At 74.7% G+C, this 14,516-nt stretch carries 11 protein-coding genes and 2 tRNA genes; 2 read left to right on the top strand and 11 right to left on the bottom strand.

Annotation, left to right across the window (positions count from 1 at the left end; all coding sequences use genetic code 11):
* Window positions 1-10: 10 nt before the first annotated feature.
* The 6 genes from SPI96_RS07270 to leuC all read right to left on the bottom strand — a co-directional run bounded on the left by SPI96_RS07270 (window position 11) and on the right by leuC (window position 6,578).
* Entirely contained in the window at window positions 11-1,150 is a 1,140-nt protein-coding gene (locus tag SPI96_RS07270) for a D-alanine--D-alanine ligase family protein (RefSeq protein ID WP_321081704.1), read from the bottom strand.
* Complete coding sequence (locus SPI96_RS07275) at window positions 1,147-2,202, bottom strand: NAD(P)H-dependent glycerol-3-phosphate dehydrogenase (protein ID WP_321081705.1); 1,056 nt, start codon at window positions 2,200-2,202, stop codon at window positions 1,147-1,149. The genes SPI96_RS07270 and SPI96_RS07275 overlap by 4 nt, the downstream gene beginning before the upstream one ends.
* Window positions 2,199-2,927: a lysophospholipid acyltransferase family protein gene (locus SPI96_RS07280; protein WP_321081706.1), complete on the bottom strand. Its 729-nt coding sequence runs from the start codon at window positions 2,925-2,927 to the stop codon at window positions 2,199-2,201. Before SPI96_RS07280 ends, SPI96_RS07275 begins: the two co-directional genes overlap by 4 nt.
* Complete coding sequence (gene murA / locus SPI96_RS07285; RefSeq protein WP_321081707.1) at window positions 2,927-4,252, bottom strand: UDP-N-acetylglucosamine 1-carboxyvinyltransferase; 1,326 nt, start codon at window positions 4,250-4,252, stop codon at window positions 2,927-2,929. The genes SPI96_RS07280 and murA overlap by 1 nt, the downstream gene beginning before the upstream one ends.
* A gap of 202 nt (window positions 4,253-4,454) precedes the next feature.
* Window positions 4,455-5,060, bottom strand: a complete 606-nt coding sequence (gene leuD / locus SPI96_RS07290) for a 3-isopropylmalate dehydratase small subunit (protein WP_321081708.1) — start codon at window positions 5,058-5,060, stop codon at window positions 4,455-4,457.
* 3 nt (window positions 5,061-5,063) lie between these two features.
* Complete coding sequence (gene leuC / locus SPI96_RS07295; RefSeq protein ID WP_321081709.1) at window positions 5,064-6,578, bottom strand: 3-isopropylmalate dehydratase large subunit; 1,515 nt, start codon at window positions 6,576-6,578, stop codon at window positions 5,064-5,066.
* A gap of 266 nt (window positions 6,579-6,844) precedes the next feature.
* On the opposite strand from leuC, the gene SPI96_RS07300 reads away from it, so the two are divergent.
* Both SPI96_RS07300 and SPI96_RS07305 read left to right on the top strand, forming a co-directional pair.
* Window positions 6,845-7,606 (top strand): IclR family transcriptional regulator, encoded by a 762-nt coding sequence (locus tag SPI96_RS07300; RefSeq protein ID WP_321081710.1) that lies wholly within the window; start codon window positions 6,845-6,847, stop codon window positions 7,604-7,606.
* A gap of 261 nt (window positions 7,607-7,867) precedes the next feature.
* Complete coding sequence (locus SPI96_RS07305) at window positions 7,868-9,268, top strand: UDP-glucose/GDP-mannose dehydrogenase family protein (RefSeq protein WP_321081764.1); 1,401 nt, start codon at window positions 7,868-7,870, stop codon at window positions 9,266-9,268.
* A gap of 61 nt (window positions 9,269-9,329) precedes the next feature.
* Here the strand turns inward: SPI96_RS07305 and SPI96_RS07310 are convergent, their stop codons facing one another.
* From SPI96_RS07310 to SPI96_RS07330, 5 genes are all read right to left on the bottom strand, one after another.
* Window positions 9,330-10,535, bottom strand: a complete 1,206-nt coding sequence (locus tag SPI96_RS07310; RefSeq protein ID WP_321081711.1) for a thiamine-phosphate kinase — start codon at window positions 10,533-10,535, stop codon at window positions 9,330-9,332.
* Window positions 10,532-12,265: a GTPase gene (locus SPI96_RS07315; protein ID WP_321081712.1), complete on the bottom strand. Its 1,734-nt coding sequence runs from the start codon at window positions 12,263-12,265 to the stop codon at window positions 10,532-10,534. Before SPI96_RS07315 ends, SPI96_RS07310 begins: the two co-directional genes overlap by 4 nt.
* The gene (locus SPI96_RS07320; protein WP_321081713.1) at window positions 12,262-14,037 is read right to left on the bottom strand and encodes a dynamin family protein; all 1,776 of its coding nucleotides are present in this window, start codon (window positions 14,035-14,037) and stop codon (window positions 12,262-12,264) included. Before SPI96_RS07320 ends, SPI96_RS07315 begins: the two co-directional genes overlap by 4 nt.
* A gap of 118 nt (window positions 14,038-14,155) precedes the next feature.
* Window positions 14,156-14,231: transfer RNA gene (locus SPI96_RS07325), tRNA-Glu, on the bottom strand.
* Between the two features lie 193 nt (window positions 14,232-14,424).
* Window positions 14,425-14,497: transfer RNA gene (locus SPI96_RS07330), tRNA-Glu, on the bottom strand.
* Window positions 14,498-14,516 lie beyond the last annotated feature (19 nt).

Below are 14,516 nucleotides of genomic sequence, written 5' to 3' on the forward strand. Positions count from 1 at the left end.
CGCCCCGCGCTCAGTGCAGGCCGACGCCCCGCTCCAGGGCGAGCTCGAGCAGCTCGGAGATCAGGTCCGGATAGGCCAGGCCCGTGCGCTCCCACATGGCCGGGTACATGCTCACCGGGGTGAACCCCGGCATGGTGTTGATCTCGTTGACCACCCACCGGCCGTCCGGGGTCCAGAAGAAGTCGCACCGGCCCAGGCCGGCGCCGTCCACGGCCTCGAACGCGCGCACCGCGCACGCCCGCAGCCGCTCGATCTCCTCCTGGGGCAGCTCGGCCGGGCAGGAGAGCTCGGCGGCCGCGGTGTCCTGGTACTTGGCCTCGAAGTCGTAGAACTGGTGGCCGGCCTCGGCACCCCGGACCACGATCTCCCCCGGCAGCGAGGCCCGGGGGGCGGCACCGGCGCGGCCGTCCAGCACGGCGCACTCGATCTCGCGGCCCAGGATCCCGGCCTCCACCACGACCTTCGGGTCGAAGCGGCGGGCCTCCTCGACGGCGGCACGCAGCTGCTCGGGGGCGTCCACCTTGGTGATGCCGAAGGAGGAACCGGCGCGGGCGGGCTTGACGAACAGCGGGTAGGACAGGGCGCCGGCCCGGGCCAGGGCCGCGTCCGGATCCTGCCTCCACTGGCGGTCCGTGATGGTCTCCCACGGGCCGACCTCAAGCCCGGCGGCCTGGAAGGCGACCTTCATGAAGTGCTTGTCCATGCCCACCGCGGAAGCGAGCACCCCGCACCCCACATAGGGCAGGCCGAGGGCCTCGAACATGCCCTGCAGGGTGCCGTCCTCACCCCACGGCCCGTGCAGCAGGGGGAACACCACGTCCACCCGGCCGAAGCAGGTGCCGTCCTCGGCGGCCAGCTCGACGCCGCCGTCGGCCAGGGCACGCAGACCCACCGGGCGCTCGGGCTCCGGGACCTCCGGCAGGGCGTCCCCGTCCAGGCGGAAGCCGGTGGGGTCCACCTCACCGTGGGACCACAGCCCCGAGCGGGCCACGCCCACGGGCACGAGGTCCCAGCGCCGGGCGTCGGCCGACTGCAGCACACCAGCGGCGGTGACGCAGCTGATGGGGTGCTCGCTCGAGCGGCCGCCGAACAGCAGCAGCACACGGGGGCGGGCGGCGGCCTCGGAGGCGGCGGTGGGGGTGGTGGTCATGCGGATCGTCCTTCCGACTTCAGGTCTCGGGCGAGGAGGATGTCCGCGAGCCGGTGGACGTCCACGTCCCCGGCGACCACACGGTCCATCGCCTCACTGATGGGCATCTCCACGCCGTGGGCGCGGGCCACGTGCACCACCGCTGAGACCGACTTGATGCCCTCGGCGGTCTGGCTCATGGCGGCCACGGCCTCCTCGGCGCTGAGTCCGGTGCCCATGTGGCGCCCGGCGGTACGGTTGCGCGAGAGCGGGGAGGCGCAGGTGGCCACGAGGTCCCCGAGCCCGGCCAGTCCGGCCAGGGTGTCGGCGCGCCCGCCCAGGGCGACCGCGAGCCGGGTGGTCTCGGCCAGGCCTCGGGTGATCACGGACGCCTTGGAGTTGTCCCCCAGGCCCTGCCCGTCGCAGATGCCCACGGCGAGGGCGATCACGTTCTTCACGATCCCGCCGATCTCCACGCCGGTCACATCCGTGTTCGTGTAGGGGCGGAAGGTGCGCCCGGCCGCCATCGCCGCGATGCGCTCAGCGGTGGCGGGGCTGGTGGAGGCGACCACGGTGGCCGTCGGCTCCCCGCGGGCGATCTCGAGCGCGAGGTTCGGCCCGGAGACCACGGCGAACCGCTCCGGGGGCAGGCCGAGGGCCTCGGCGCACACTCGGGAGGGCGGGGCGTCCGTGCCGCGCTCGAGTCCCTTGACCAGGGACACCACCAGGGCGTCCTCGGCGACGTGCCCGCGCAGGGACTCGAGGGTCTCGCGCACGTGCTGGGCGGGGATCGCGACGACGACGACGCCGGCCCCGGAGACCGCCTCGCGGGCGTCGGTGACGGCCCGCACGGACTCCGGCAGCACCACCTCGGGCAGGTACTGGGGGTTGGCATGGTCCTCGTTCACGGCGCGGGCCACCTCGGCCCGGCGGGACCACAGGACGATCTCGGCGGCGCGGTGTTCCTCGGGGCCGGTGCCGGTGGCGAGCACGCGCGCGAAGGCGGTGCCCCAGCTGCCGGCACCGAGGATGGCCACACGGCGAGGGTCGGAGGCGGGTGCACCGGTGCTCATGCGGTGGGCTCCCGTCGGCCGGTACGCGGGTTCCAGCGGCCCTCGGGGGCGGGCTCGCCGCGCAGCTCGGCGACCAGCTGCGTGATCGCGTCCATCATGCGGTCGGTGCCCTCGCGCAAGACGGTGCTGGTCAGGGGCTGGCCGCGCAGGTCATCGAGGGGCACCGGGTGCCCCACACGGATGCGGGCGGTCTTGCGGGGCAGCAGCCGCAGCCGGCGGTCCGGGTAGCCCAGCAGCTCCTGGATGCCCCACTGGCCCACCGGGATCAGCGGCGCACCGGTCTTCAGGGCCAGGCGCACGGCTCCGGTGCGGGCGCTCATGGGCCAGCCCTGCGGGTCGCGGGTGACGGTGCCCTCGGGGTAGACGAGGATCACGCGCCCCTCCTCGAGGGCCTCGGCGGCGGCGGTCAGGGAGCGGCCGGCGTCGGCGGTGCGCTCCACCGGGATCATCCGGGTGGTCTGCAGCACCTGCCGCAGCACCGGTGCCTTCCAGAGCTCAGCCTTGGCCATGATGGCCGGCAGCAGGCCCTGGTTGTAGATCATGTGCGCCACGGACAGCGGATCCACCTCGGAGATGTGGTTGACCGCCAGCACGGCCCCGGTGCGGGGGATGCGCTCGGTGTGCTCCCAGCGCTGACGCACCAGCAGACGCATGGTCGGACGCACGAGGGCCGCCGCCCCGGCGAAGCCGGCGCGCATCCCCCACGGTGCCCTCGTGCGGCTCATCAGGCCGTCTCGGAGAGCTCGACGTCCGCGCCCAGGCCCTGGAGCTTGTCCATGAAGTGCTCGTAGCCGCGGTTGATGATCTCCAGGCCCGTGGCGTGGGAGGTGCCCTCGGCCGCGAGCGCGGCGATCAGGTGCGAGAAGCCGCCGCGCAGGTCCGGGATGTCGAAGTCCACACCGCGCAGGGGTGTGGGGCCGGAGATCACGGCGGAGTGCAGGAAGTTGCGCTGGCCGAAGCGGCAGGGCACGGAGCCGAGGCATTCGCGGTGCAGCTGGATGGAGGCGCCCATGCGCACGAGGGCGTCGGTGAAGCCGAAGCGGTTCTCGTAGACGGTCTCGTGGACGATGGACACGCCGGTGGCCTGGGTGAGGGCCACCACGAGGGGCTGCTGCCAGTCGGTCATGAAGCCGGGGTGCACGTCGGTCTCGAGCACGAGCGGGTTCAGGTCTGCGCCGGTGTGCCAGAAGCGGATGCCCTCGTCGGTGACGTCGAACTCGCCGCCGATCTTCCGGTAGGTGTTGAGGAAGGCGGTGAGGTCGCGCTGCTCGGCACCGCGGACCATGATGTCGCCGCCGGTGGCCAGGGCAGCGGAGGCCCAGGAGGCGGATTCGTTGCGGTCGGGCAGGGCAATGTGGTTGTAGCCGCGCATCTGGCTGACGCCCTCGATGCGGATGGTGCGGTCGGTCTGCACCGTGATGATCGCGCCCATCTTCTGGAGCACGGCGATGAGGTCGTGGATCTCGGGCTCGACGGCGGCGCCCTTGAGCTCGGTGATGCCCTCGGCCTTGACGGCGGTGAGCAGCACCTGCTCGGTGGCGCCCACGGAGGGGTAGGGCAGCTCGAGCTTGGCGCCGTGCAGGCCCTTGGGGGCGGAGATGGAGATGCCGCCGGGGCGCTTGTCGACGACGGCGCCGAAGTTGCGCAGCACGGCCAGGTGGTAGTCGATGGGGCGGTCGCCGATCTTGCAGCCGCCGAGGTCGGGGATGAAGGCCTCCCCGATCGCATGCATAAGGGGGCCGCAGAACAGGATCGGGATACGGGAGTCGCCGGCGTGGGCGTCGATCTCGGCGGTGAGGGCGGACTTCACGCCGGCCGGGTCCATGGTGATGGCGCCGGTGGTCTTGTCCCAGTCCACGGAGACGCCGTGGATCTCGAGCAGGGAGCTGACGACGTCGACGTCCTTGATCTCGGGGACGTTGCGCAGCACGGAGGGGGTGCTGCCCAGCAGGGCGGCCACCATGGCCTTGGGAACGAGGTTCTTCGCACCCCGGACGGTGACTTCGCCCTTGAGGGGCTTGCCTCCGTTGATGGTCAGCAGCTTGGCCATGCTCGTGTCCTTCCTGGGGTGGCCTGGGGCCACGTTCTCGGCGACGTCACGCCAGGTGGGCGCCAGAGGTCCGGTCGGCGGGAGCCCGTCGTCGCGGCGGACGACGACGGGCGGGCCCGGAATCGCGTCCCAGCATAGGACCTGGGGAGGTCGGACCGCACCGCCGCCGGGCCCGGGCACTGTGGCCCGGATGTGCCGTGACTCAGTCGTCCGTGCGCGCCGGCAGGGTGGTGGGCCGGTGGCGGGGCCGGGTGGCCTCGTAGGCGGCGATGCGGTCGGCGTGGGTGAGGGTCAGGGCGATGTCGTCCAGGCCCGCGAGCAGACGGCGGCGGGTGTCGTCGTCGATCCGGAACGCGGCGGTGTGGCCGCCGCAGGAGACGGTGCGCGCCTCGAGGTCCACGGTGACCTCGGTGCCGGGGACGGTCTCCAGCTCCTTCCAGATCCGCTCGATGTCCTCCTGGTCCACTTCGGCGGCCACGAGCCCCTGCTTGGCCGCATTGCCGCGGAAGATGTCCGCGAACCGTGGGGAGAGCACAGCCCGGAAACCGTAGTCCTTCAGGGCCCAGACGGCGTGCTCGCGGGAGGAGCCGGTGCCGAAGTCCGGGCCGGCCACGAGCACGGTGCCGGCGTTGTAGGGCTCGGTGTTGAGCACGAACTCCGGGTCCTGGCGCCAGCCGGAGAACAGGGCGTCCTCGAAGCCGGTGCGGGAGATCCGCTTGAGGTGGACGGCGGGGATGATCTGGTCGGTGTCCACGTTGGAGTCCCGCAGGGGCACCCCCACACCGGTGTGCGCGGTGAACTTCTCCATGGCTCAGGCCTCCTGTCGGCAGGGGTCGGCGTCGTCCTGCCCGGCGGTGGGCTCGGGCCGTGGCGGCAGGTCGCCCGGGGAGGCAAGACAGCCCAGCACGGCGGTGGCGGCCGCCACGAGGGGCGAGACCAGGTGGGTGCGTCCGCCCTTGCCCTGGCGGCCCTCGAAGTTGCGGTTGGAGGTGGAGGCGCAGCGCTGGCCCGGGCTGAGCTGGTCCGGGTTCATGCCCAGGCACATGGAGCAGCCTGCGAAGCGCCACTCGGCGCCGAAGTCCTCCACGATCCGGTCGATGCCCTCCTCCATGGCCTGCAGGCGGACGCGGGCGGAGCCGGGCACCACCATCACGCGCACCCCCTCGGCCTTGGTGCGGCCGCGGATCACGGAGGCGAAGGCGCGCAGGTCCTCGATCCGGGAGTTCGTGCAGGAGCCCATGAACACGGTGTCCACGGCGATCTCCTTCATGGGGGTGCCGGGGGTGAGGTCCATGTAGCGCAGGGCCTTGTGGGCGGACTCCCGGGCGGTGGGATCCGCGAAGGAGTTCGGGTCCGGGACGGCCTCGCCCAGCGGGACGCCCTGGCCGGGGTTGGTGCCCCAGGTGACGAAGGGCTCGAGGGTGTCGGCGTCGATGACGACCTCGGCGTCGAACTCGGCGCCCTCATCGGTGGCGAGGGTGCGCCAGTGCTCAACGGCGGCGTCCCAGTCCTCGCCCTGCGGGGCGTGGGGGCGGCCGCGCAGGTACGCGAAGGTGGTCTCGTCCGGGGCGATCATGCCGGCCCGGGCGCCGGCCTCGATGGACATGTTGCACACGGTCATGCGCCCCTCCATGGAGAGGGAACGGATGGCCTCGCCGCGGTACTCGAGCACGTGGCCCTGGCCGCCGCCGGTGCCGATCCTCGCGATGACCGCGAGGATGATGTCCTTGGCCGTCACGCCCTCGCGGAGGGTGCCGTCCACCGTGATCGCCATGGTCTTGAAAGGCTTGAGCGGCAGGGTCTGGGTGGCCAGCACGTGCTCCACCTCGGAGGTGCCGATGCCGAAGGCGAGGGCGCCGAAGGCCCCGTGGGTGGAGGTGTGCGAGTCCCCGCAGACCACGGTCATGCCCGGCTGGGTGAGCCCGAGCTGGGGCCCGACGACGTGCACGATCCCCTGCTCGCGGTCCCCGAGCCGGTGCAGCCGGATCCCGAACTCCTCGGCGTTGGCGCGCAGGGTCTCGATCTGTGTGCGGGAGGTGGGGTCGGCGATGGGCCGGTCGATGGCCTGCGTGGGGGTGTTGTGGTCCTCAGTGGCGATCGTCAGGTCGGGCCGGGCCACAGGGCGTCCGGCCAGGCGCAGGCCCTCGAAGGCCTGCGGGCTGGTGACCTCGTGCACCAGGTGCAGGTCGATGTAGAGCAGGTCGGGGGTGCGGGCGGAGCCCTCCCCCTCACCGCGGACGACGACGTGCTCGTCCCAGACCTTCTCGGCCAGGGTGCGCGGGCGCGGGGCGGACGGCTCGGCCGTCGCGGTGACCGGCGTGTCCATGGACCGGACCTCCTCCTCGATGTGGCGTGGCCGCGGCGGGTCCGCCGTGGCGCATGTCTCACTCTGCCCGCCCTCGGCGGAGACGACGACGGCCCGCCCCGCTCGTCTCAATCCATGAGACAGGCGGGGGCCGGGGCGCCCGGGGCCACCGACCCCCGTTGACTGCCCGCGTGCGCCCGATCGCGCGGGCAGGCGCGTGGAGGATGGGCTGGGCGCCGACACTCGGGCACCTTCCGTCCGCTCAGTGAGACGGCTATCCTCGGCCCATGATCCGTGCGAGCGCCGTCCCCGATCCCGCCCCCGCCCTGCACGAGCACCCCAGCGGTGTGGGCGTGCTGGACAAGTCGGTGGCGATCCTCGACACCCTGGAGCCCGGCCCGGCCACCCTCGCGGAGCTGGTGGCCACCACGGGCATCGCCCGCCCCACCCTGCACCGGCTGGCCGCGGCGCTGATGCATCACCGGCTCGTGGCCAAGGACCTGCAGGGCCGGTACGTGCTCGGCTCCCGTCTGGCCGAGCTGGCCTCCGCCGCCGGCGAGGACCGCCTCAGCACGGCCGCCGGCCCCGTGCTGCTGTGGCTGCGGGACACCTGCGGGGAGTCCGCCCAGGTGTTCCGGCGCCAGGCCGACGCCCGCGTGTGCGTGGCCAGTGCCGAACGCCCCTGGGGCCTGCGGGACACGATCCCGGTGGGGGCGCGCATGTCCATGAAGGCCGGCTCCGCCGCCCAGGTGCTGCTGGCCTGGGAGGACCACGAGCGCCTCGTGGAGGGCCTGGCCGGTGCGGTGTTCACCCCCACCGTCCTGGCCGCCGTCCGCCGTCGCGGGTGGGCCCAGTCCCTGGCCGAGCGCGAGCCCGGCGTCGCCTCGGTCTCCGCCCCGGTGCGCGGGCCGAACGGCCGGGTGATCGCCGCCGTCTCCATCTCCGGCCCGCTCGAGCGCCTCTCCCGCCAGCCCGGGCGTGTGCACGCCGAGGCCGTGGTCACCGCCGCGGACCGGCTCACGGCCGCGATCCGCGCCGGGGACGACTGAGCGGAGACGCCCGGCGGAGACATCCGGGCGGCGGCCATCTGAACGGGGGACGTCCACACGGGGAACATCTGTGGCTGCGCGGCCGATCCGCCGCCCCGACCGGGAGGGCCGGGATTACGCTCGCCGTGGCCCCGTTCCCCTCCCACCCCCGCTCCGAGGAGACGACCCGTGACCGACACCCCCGCCCCCGTCGCCGCCCGCCCCGAGGTCTGCGCCCCCGGCGGCCCCTCCGGCGATGAGTCGGCTGCCGAGCACCCGGCCCTGCGGCTGTCCGTGGTCGGCACCGGGTACCTGGGCGCCACCCACGCCGCCTGCATGGCCGAGCTCGGCTTCGAGGTGCTCGGCGTGGACGTGGACCCGGCGAAGATCGAACGCCTGGCCCGCGGGGAGGTCCCCTTCCACGAGCCCGGCCTGCCCGAGCTGCTGCGCCGCCACGTGGACTCCGGGCGGCTGCGCTTCACCACGGACATCACCGAGGCCGCCCGCTGGGCGGACGTGCACTTCATCGGTGTGGGCACGCCCCAGAGGGTCGGCGAGTCCGCGGCGGATCTCACCTATGTGGACGCCGCCGTCGAGTCCCTGGCCGCGGCCGTGGACCGCGACGCCCTGATCGTGGGCAAGTCCACCGTGCCCGTGGGCACCGCCCGCCGCCTGACCGACAGGGTGGTCGGGATCCGCGCCGCCGCCGGACTGCCGGGCACGGTGGAGCTGGCCTGGAACCCGGAGTTCCTGCGCGAAGGGTTCGCCGTGAAGGACACCCTCACCCCGGACCGCCTGGTGGTCGGGGTGGGCTCCGCGCACGCCGAGCAGGTGCTGCGCCGGGTCTACGCCGCCCCGCTGGCGGCGGGCACCCCGTGGATCGGCACGGACCTGGAGACCGCCGAGCTGGTCAAGGTGGCCGCCAACGCGTTCCTGGCCACGAAGATCTCCTTCATCAACGCGTTCAGCGAGATCACCGAGACCGTCGGAGGGGACATCGGCACCCTGGCGGACGCGATCGGTCTGGACGCCCGGATCGGGCGCCGCTTCCTGAATGCCGGGGTCGGCTTCGGCGGCGGCTGCCTGCCCAAGGACATCCGTGCCCTGCAGGCGCGCGTCTGCGAGCTCGGCCTGGACCGCACCATGCGCTTCCTGGCCGAGGTGGACGACATCAACCTGCGCCGCCGCGACCGCGTGGTGGACCTGACGGTGCGGATGCTCACCGACGCACGCCGCCGCGCCGCCGGCACCCTGGGCGAGGCGCTCGCCGGGCCCGGGGTTCTCAACGGCGCCCGGGTGGCGGTGCTGGGGGTGAGCTTCAAGCCGGACTCGGACGACGTGCGCGACTCCCCCGCCCTCGACGTCGCCAACCGCCTGTACTCGGCCGGCGCGGAGGTCCGGGTGTACGACCCGGAGGCCAGTGAGAACGCGGCGGCCCGCTTCCCCCGCCTCGACTACCGGGGCTCGCTGGCCTCGGCGCTCGAGGGTGCGCAGGTCGTGCTGCTGCTGACGGAGTGGGAGCAGTTCCGCCGCATGGACCCGGAGGAGACCGGGGCCCTGGTGGCCTCTCGGCTGATCGTGGACGGACGCAACGTGTTGGACCGGCAGCGCTGGGTCGAGGCCGGATGGACCCTCGTGGGTCTGGGCCACCGGTACGACGCCGGCACCCTCACCTCCGGCTGAGGGCCCCGCCAGGCCGGGCCCGGCCGAGGCGGCCCCGGCCGTGCCGGCCGCGCGCGGGCCGTCAGCGACCCTCGGCGCCGAAGTGGTCCCAGCCGCGCTCGGGCAGGGGCTCGTGCCCGGCCGGGCGCTCCCCGGCCGGCACGAGCCGGCCGATCCGCCGGAACCCGTCCGGCAGGGGTGCCCCGTGGGGCAGCACCCCGAGCAGTCCGTAGTCCTCCCCGCCGCCGAGGGCGAGGTGCTCGGGCTGCACCTCGGCCAGGGCGGCCACCCGGGCCAGTCCGGTGGTGGCTCGGGCCAGCCAGGCCTCGTCAACCCAAGGCTCCAGGGCGCCGTCGCCGCAGGCCCGGGCGATGCGGTGCCCGTCCCGGCCGAGGCCGTCGGAGACGTCCATGAGGGCGACGACACCCCCGGCGGCCGCGGCGGCCGGGCCCAGGGGCAGCGGCGGGCGCGGGCGCAGCTGGGCGCGCACGGCCCTGGCCAGCTCCCTCGGTCCCGGGCGCCGTTCGGCCGGCAGCGCCGCCCAGCGCCGCTCCAGCACCTGGCGAGGGGTCAGCAGCAGGGCCAGGCCCGCGGCGGCCCAGCCCGGGCCCGAAGGGTCGGCTGCACGGGGGTGCAGCCCGGCCTGGGCGTGCACGAGGTCGGCACCCTCACGGCACAGCCGCTCCCGCACCGCGGGGTCGGGGCGGCGGCGCAGAGCCCCGGTGGGGGGAGGATCGCCCAGCACGGTGACGGTCACCTGCACGCGGTCGCCGGAGCCGAGGTCGCCGCCGGCGGCACGGCAGCCCGGGGCTCCGAGCGCCGGCAGGGCCACGGCCATGCCCCGACCGAGGGCGGCGACCCAGGCCACGGGGGTGTGGGACGGGAGCACGAGGGCGGTCACGAGCGCGGAGGCCGTCCCGCCCATCGCGTTGATGTCCGAGAGGTTCTGCGCGGCGGCCTTCCAGCCGACGTCGTGGCCGCGGGTGCGCACCCCGGCGGGCCAGAGGGCGAGGAAGTCGGTGCCCTCCCCCATGGCGTCGGTGGAGACCGCCACGGCCCCGCCCGGGGCGGGGACCACGGCGGCGTCGTCGCCCGGGGGCACCGTTCCGGCGGGCCAGTGCGCGTCCCGGCCGATGGGCGCCAGCGAATCCTGGATGACCTCCAGCAGCGCCTCCTCGGCGAGCGCACCCACCACGGGGGCCGGCCCCGGGGCATGCCCGGAGGCGGCCGCCGGTGCGATGCCGGCGGGGGCCGGCGTCGTGGTCGGTTCGGGGGTGGGGGTGCTCATCGGCGGGTGCGCCCCCGTCCGGTGCGGCCGGCGGCCACGGCGAGCGCCTCACGGAAGCGCCGGTGGCGCTCCAGCTCCGCGGCTACCGGCTCCACGACGAGGCGGCGGCCGACCTCGACCGTGCCCTCCTCGAGCCGACGCCGGGCGTAGCGGCCGCGGGCGGCGGCGGCCAGCCGGGTCAGCGGCACGGCCAGCAGGGTGAGCAGCAGGCCCAGGGCGAGGCCGCCGACGAGCATCAGCGTGGGCACGGGGATCCCCTGCGCGGTGGGGGCCGGGGGCAACGGGATCTGCAGGTACGCGGTCAGGGCGTAGGCCCCGAGCCACCCGGCGCCCACCACGGCCGTCAGGAGGGCGAGCCACTGCAGCACGTCCAGCACAGGCCACCACCAGGAGCCACGGCCGGCCCCGAGGTCCGTGGCGGCGATGGCCTGGTCCACGGCGTCCGGCAGGTGCCCGGCCTCGGAACGACCGGCGCGGCGGATCGCGGCGGCCCAGGGGTCGGAGGCGCCCCGGGAGGCGGTGGTGACCAGGGTGCGGACCGCGCCGTCAACCATCGCCGTCTGGGTGCCGGTGCGTTCGGGCAGGGAGGTGCGGTGCAGGGACGGGTCGTGTGCCGGGCGGTCGCGGTCCCGTCCGACGGCGGCGCGCGCAGGCATCAGGTGCAGGCGGCGCAGCGGGTCGGCGCGGAAGGAGTGCATCCACCGCAGCACCGGCCAGCCGGTGCGCTTGGCCGAGCGCAGCCGGTAGGAGCCCTCCACGGCCCGCACGACGGCCGGTACCCCGCCGGCGGTGGCGAGGTCGGAACCCAGGCGCTGGACGTCCTGCTCTCCCAGGCCCGCCGGCTCGCCCTCACCGGCGGCCGCCTCGAGCTCGGCGGCCCGGGCGGACACGTCCGCAGCCAGGCGCTGGGCGGCGGCTCCCCGGGAGGCCACGATCCCGGCGATCTGCCGGCCGACCTCCTCCAGGCCCTCCCCCGTGCGTGCCGAGACGGGCAGCACCCGCACCTCCGCGAGCCCGTGGCCGGAGAGCATGTGGTGCAGGGAGGCGAGCACCTCGTCCCGGTCCCGCAGCTCCAGCCGGTCCACCTGGTTGAGCAGCACCAGGGTGACCGCGGCGTGGGAGCCCATGCGGGCCAGGAAGTCGCGGTGGATCACGGCGTCGGCGTACTTCTCCGGGTCCACCACCCACACGAGCACGTCCACATGCCCGGCCAGGCGCTCGGTGATCTCCCGGTTGCCGTGCTCCACGGAGTCCACATCGGGCAGGTCCAGCAGGATCAGCCCGGTCGCGTCGGCTCCGTGCCGGCGGCCCAGCCCCAGGAACCCGGGGCGGTCGGCGTCGAGGACGGGGGCGTCGTCGAGCAGGTGGCGGCGGCGCACGCCGAGCCAGTCCAGCAGGGCTGAGGCTCCGCCGCCTTCGCTGTCGGTGGCCTGCCCGCGGCCCACGCCCCACACTGCGGCCATCGGCTCGGAGGTGGTGGGGCGGGTGGCGGCCACACGGGCGAGGTCCCGGCCGGTGAGGGCGTTGAACAGGGAGGACTTGCCGGAGCCGGTGGCCCCGAAGAAGCCGACCACGGTGTGCTCGGCAGACAGGGACTGGCGGCGGCCGGCGGCGGCGACGGCGGCCTCGGCCGCGTCCACGGGGGCCGGTGGGAGGCGGTCGCGGCCGAGCTCAGCGGCCGTGCCGAGGGCTTCGAGGCGCTCGGCGAGCGGGGCGACAGTGTGGCTCATCGGGTCTCCTCCTGGTCCGGGCCGTCCAGTCCGGCCTCCACGCCGCGGCGCAGCACGGGCACGAGGGCGCGCAGTGCAGCGGTGTCCTCGCCGCTGCGCTCCAGGTGCAGCAGCGGCAGGAAGCGGTCGCCGAGCATCTCCCGGAGCAGCCCGCGCACGCGCTCGTCCAGCAGCTCACTGGAGCGGCGGGCCATGCGGCGCACGGCGTCCTCGCCGAAGATCGACTCCAGCAGCTTCTGGCCGACGGCGGCGGCACCGCCGGCGATGCCGATCTCCACGCCGGTCAGCCCGGCGGTGGTGGCGAAGGAGATGACCATCAGGGCCACGGCGGCGCCGTTGACGCCGAACGCGGCCAGGCGGGCCCGGGTGCGGCGGCCGGCACCCTCCTCCTGGATGAGGGTGAGCACGTCCTGCTGCCAGTCGCGCACGAGGGCTGCGGCCCGCTCGGAGGTGCCGGCGGGCAGGGCGCCGAGGTCGTGCCCGGCCACGAGGGCCCGGCCGGCCGGCTCCGCACGCCAGTGGCGCTCGACCTGTTCGGCGGCCACGGCGGCGGCCTCCACCATGACGGCGTGCAGGCCGGTCTCGAGGGCGGTCTCGACCTCTTCGGGCGGGGCGGGGCGCCCCCGGACGATCGCCCCCACACGGTCCCGCAGTCGGCCGATCGCGGATTCGAGGCCGCGGAAGAACTCGCCGGTGCCCACGAAGTCCTGCCAGCGGGCGAGCACCTCGCCGCGCAGCAGGGTGCCGTCCGAGGTGGCCTGGTGGACGGTGTCCACGGCGCGTTCGGCGGCGTCGTCCACGATCCGCCGCAGGCGGGCCGCGGCCTCGTGCTGGGCCTGCTCGGCCCCGGCGAGGGCCTCCACACGGTCGGCGAGCTGGGCGAGCACGCCGTCCACGGTGCGGCGGGCGACGTCGGCCCGGGCCTGGGCGTCCTCGGCCAGGCCCGTGAGCCAGGAGCGCAGGCCGGCCACGTGCTCCTCGGGCAGGAGCCCACGCTCGTCGAAGCGGGTCTCCGGGATCACGTGCACGCGGGCCTCGGGCAGGCCGTGCTCGCGGAGCATGCGCTCGAGGTCCGCGGTGACGGCCTCGGCGGCGCCTTCGGGAACCCGGCCGAGCACCACGGCCACGGTGATGTCCCGGGCGGCGGCCTCGTCGAGCAGGCGCCAGGGGACGGCGTCGGCGTAGCGGTGGGCGGTGGTGGTGAAGATCCACAGGTCCGCGGCCTCGAGCAGTTGGCGGGCCAACGCCCGGTTCTGGTCGGCCACCGAGTCGATGTCCGGGGCGTCGACGAGTGCGATGCCGGCGGGCAGGGCGGGCTCGGCCACGAGTGCGACCGTGTCCATCGCGGAGCCGTCCGGCTCCACGGGGCCGGAGGCGGCGGTGCGGTGCACGGTGACCCGGGCAAGGTCCGGGAGCACGCGCGGCCCGGTGAACCAGTGGGCGTCCTCGGGGTGGTGCAGCAGCAGCGGCTGGCGCGTGGTGGGGCGCAGCGCCGAGGAGCGGGAGATCTCGTGGCCGACGAGTGCGTTCACGAGCGTGGACTTGCCGGCGCCGGTGGAGCCGCCGACGACGGCCAGCAGCGGGGCGTCGAGGGAGTCCAGGCGCGGCAGCACGTAGTCGTCCACCTGGTGGAGGGTGCGCTCGCGCTCGGCACGGTCGGCGGGCGCCGAGTCGGTCTCGAACGGCAGGTCGAGGGCGTTGACGTGGGCACGCACGCGGCGCACGGCCGTGTCGACGCCCAGCTCGGTGACGTTCTGTTCGTGGTGTGACACGTCCGTCATCGTCTCATGGCGGGGGCGGGCACGGCCGTCGGCGGCGGGGCGAGGGCTGCGAGGAGGGGGCTGAGACGACGAGAGCCCGGTCCGTGTGGACCGGGCTCTCGTTACTCGGTGGTGACCCCAGCGGGATTTGAACCCGCGTTACCGCCGTGAGAGGGCGGCGTACTAGGCCGCTATACGATGGGGCCGAGTCGGCAGGGCGCCTGCCCTGCTCCTGTCCGTTCCGCGCCTGCGCGCCGATCGGACTCGGAAAGCATACCCACCCCTCGGCGGGGATGCAAATCGACCACTCCCCCGCCTGCGGCGGGGCCGACAGGAGCGGGGAAACCCGGAGAGACGACAAGAGCCCGGTCCATCAGGACCGGGCTCTTGTGCTCACTGTGACCCCAGCGGGATTTGAACCCGCGTTACCGCCGTGAGAGGGCGGCGTACTAGGCCGCTATACGATGGGGCCGTATCCACTCCGTGAAGGA

It is taken from the genome of Micrococcus sp. (assembly GCF_034179925.1).
Lineage (GTDB): Bacteria > Actinomycetota > Actinomycetes > Actinomycetales > Micrococcaceae > Micrococcus.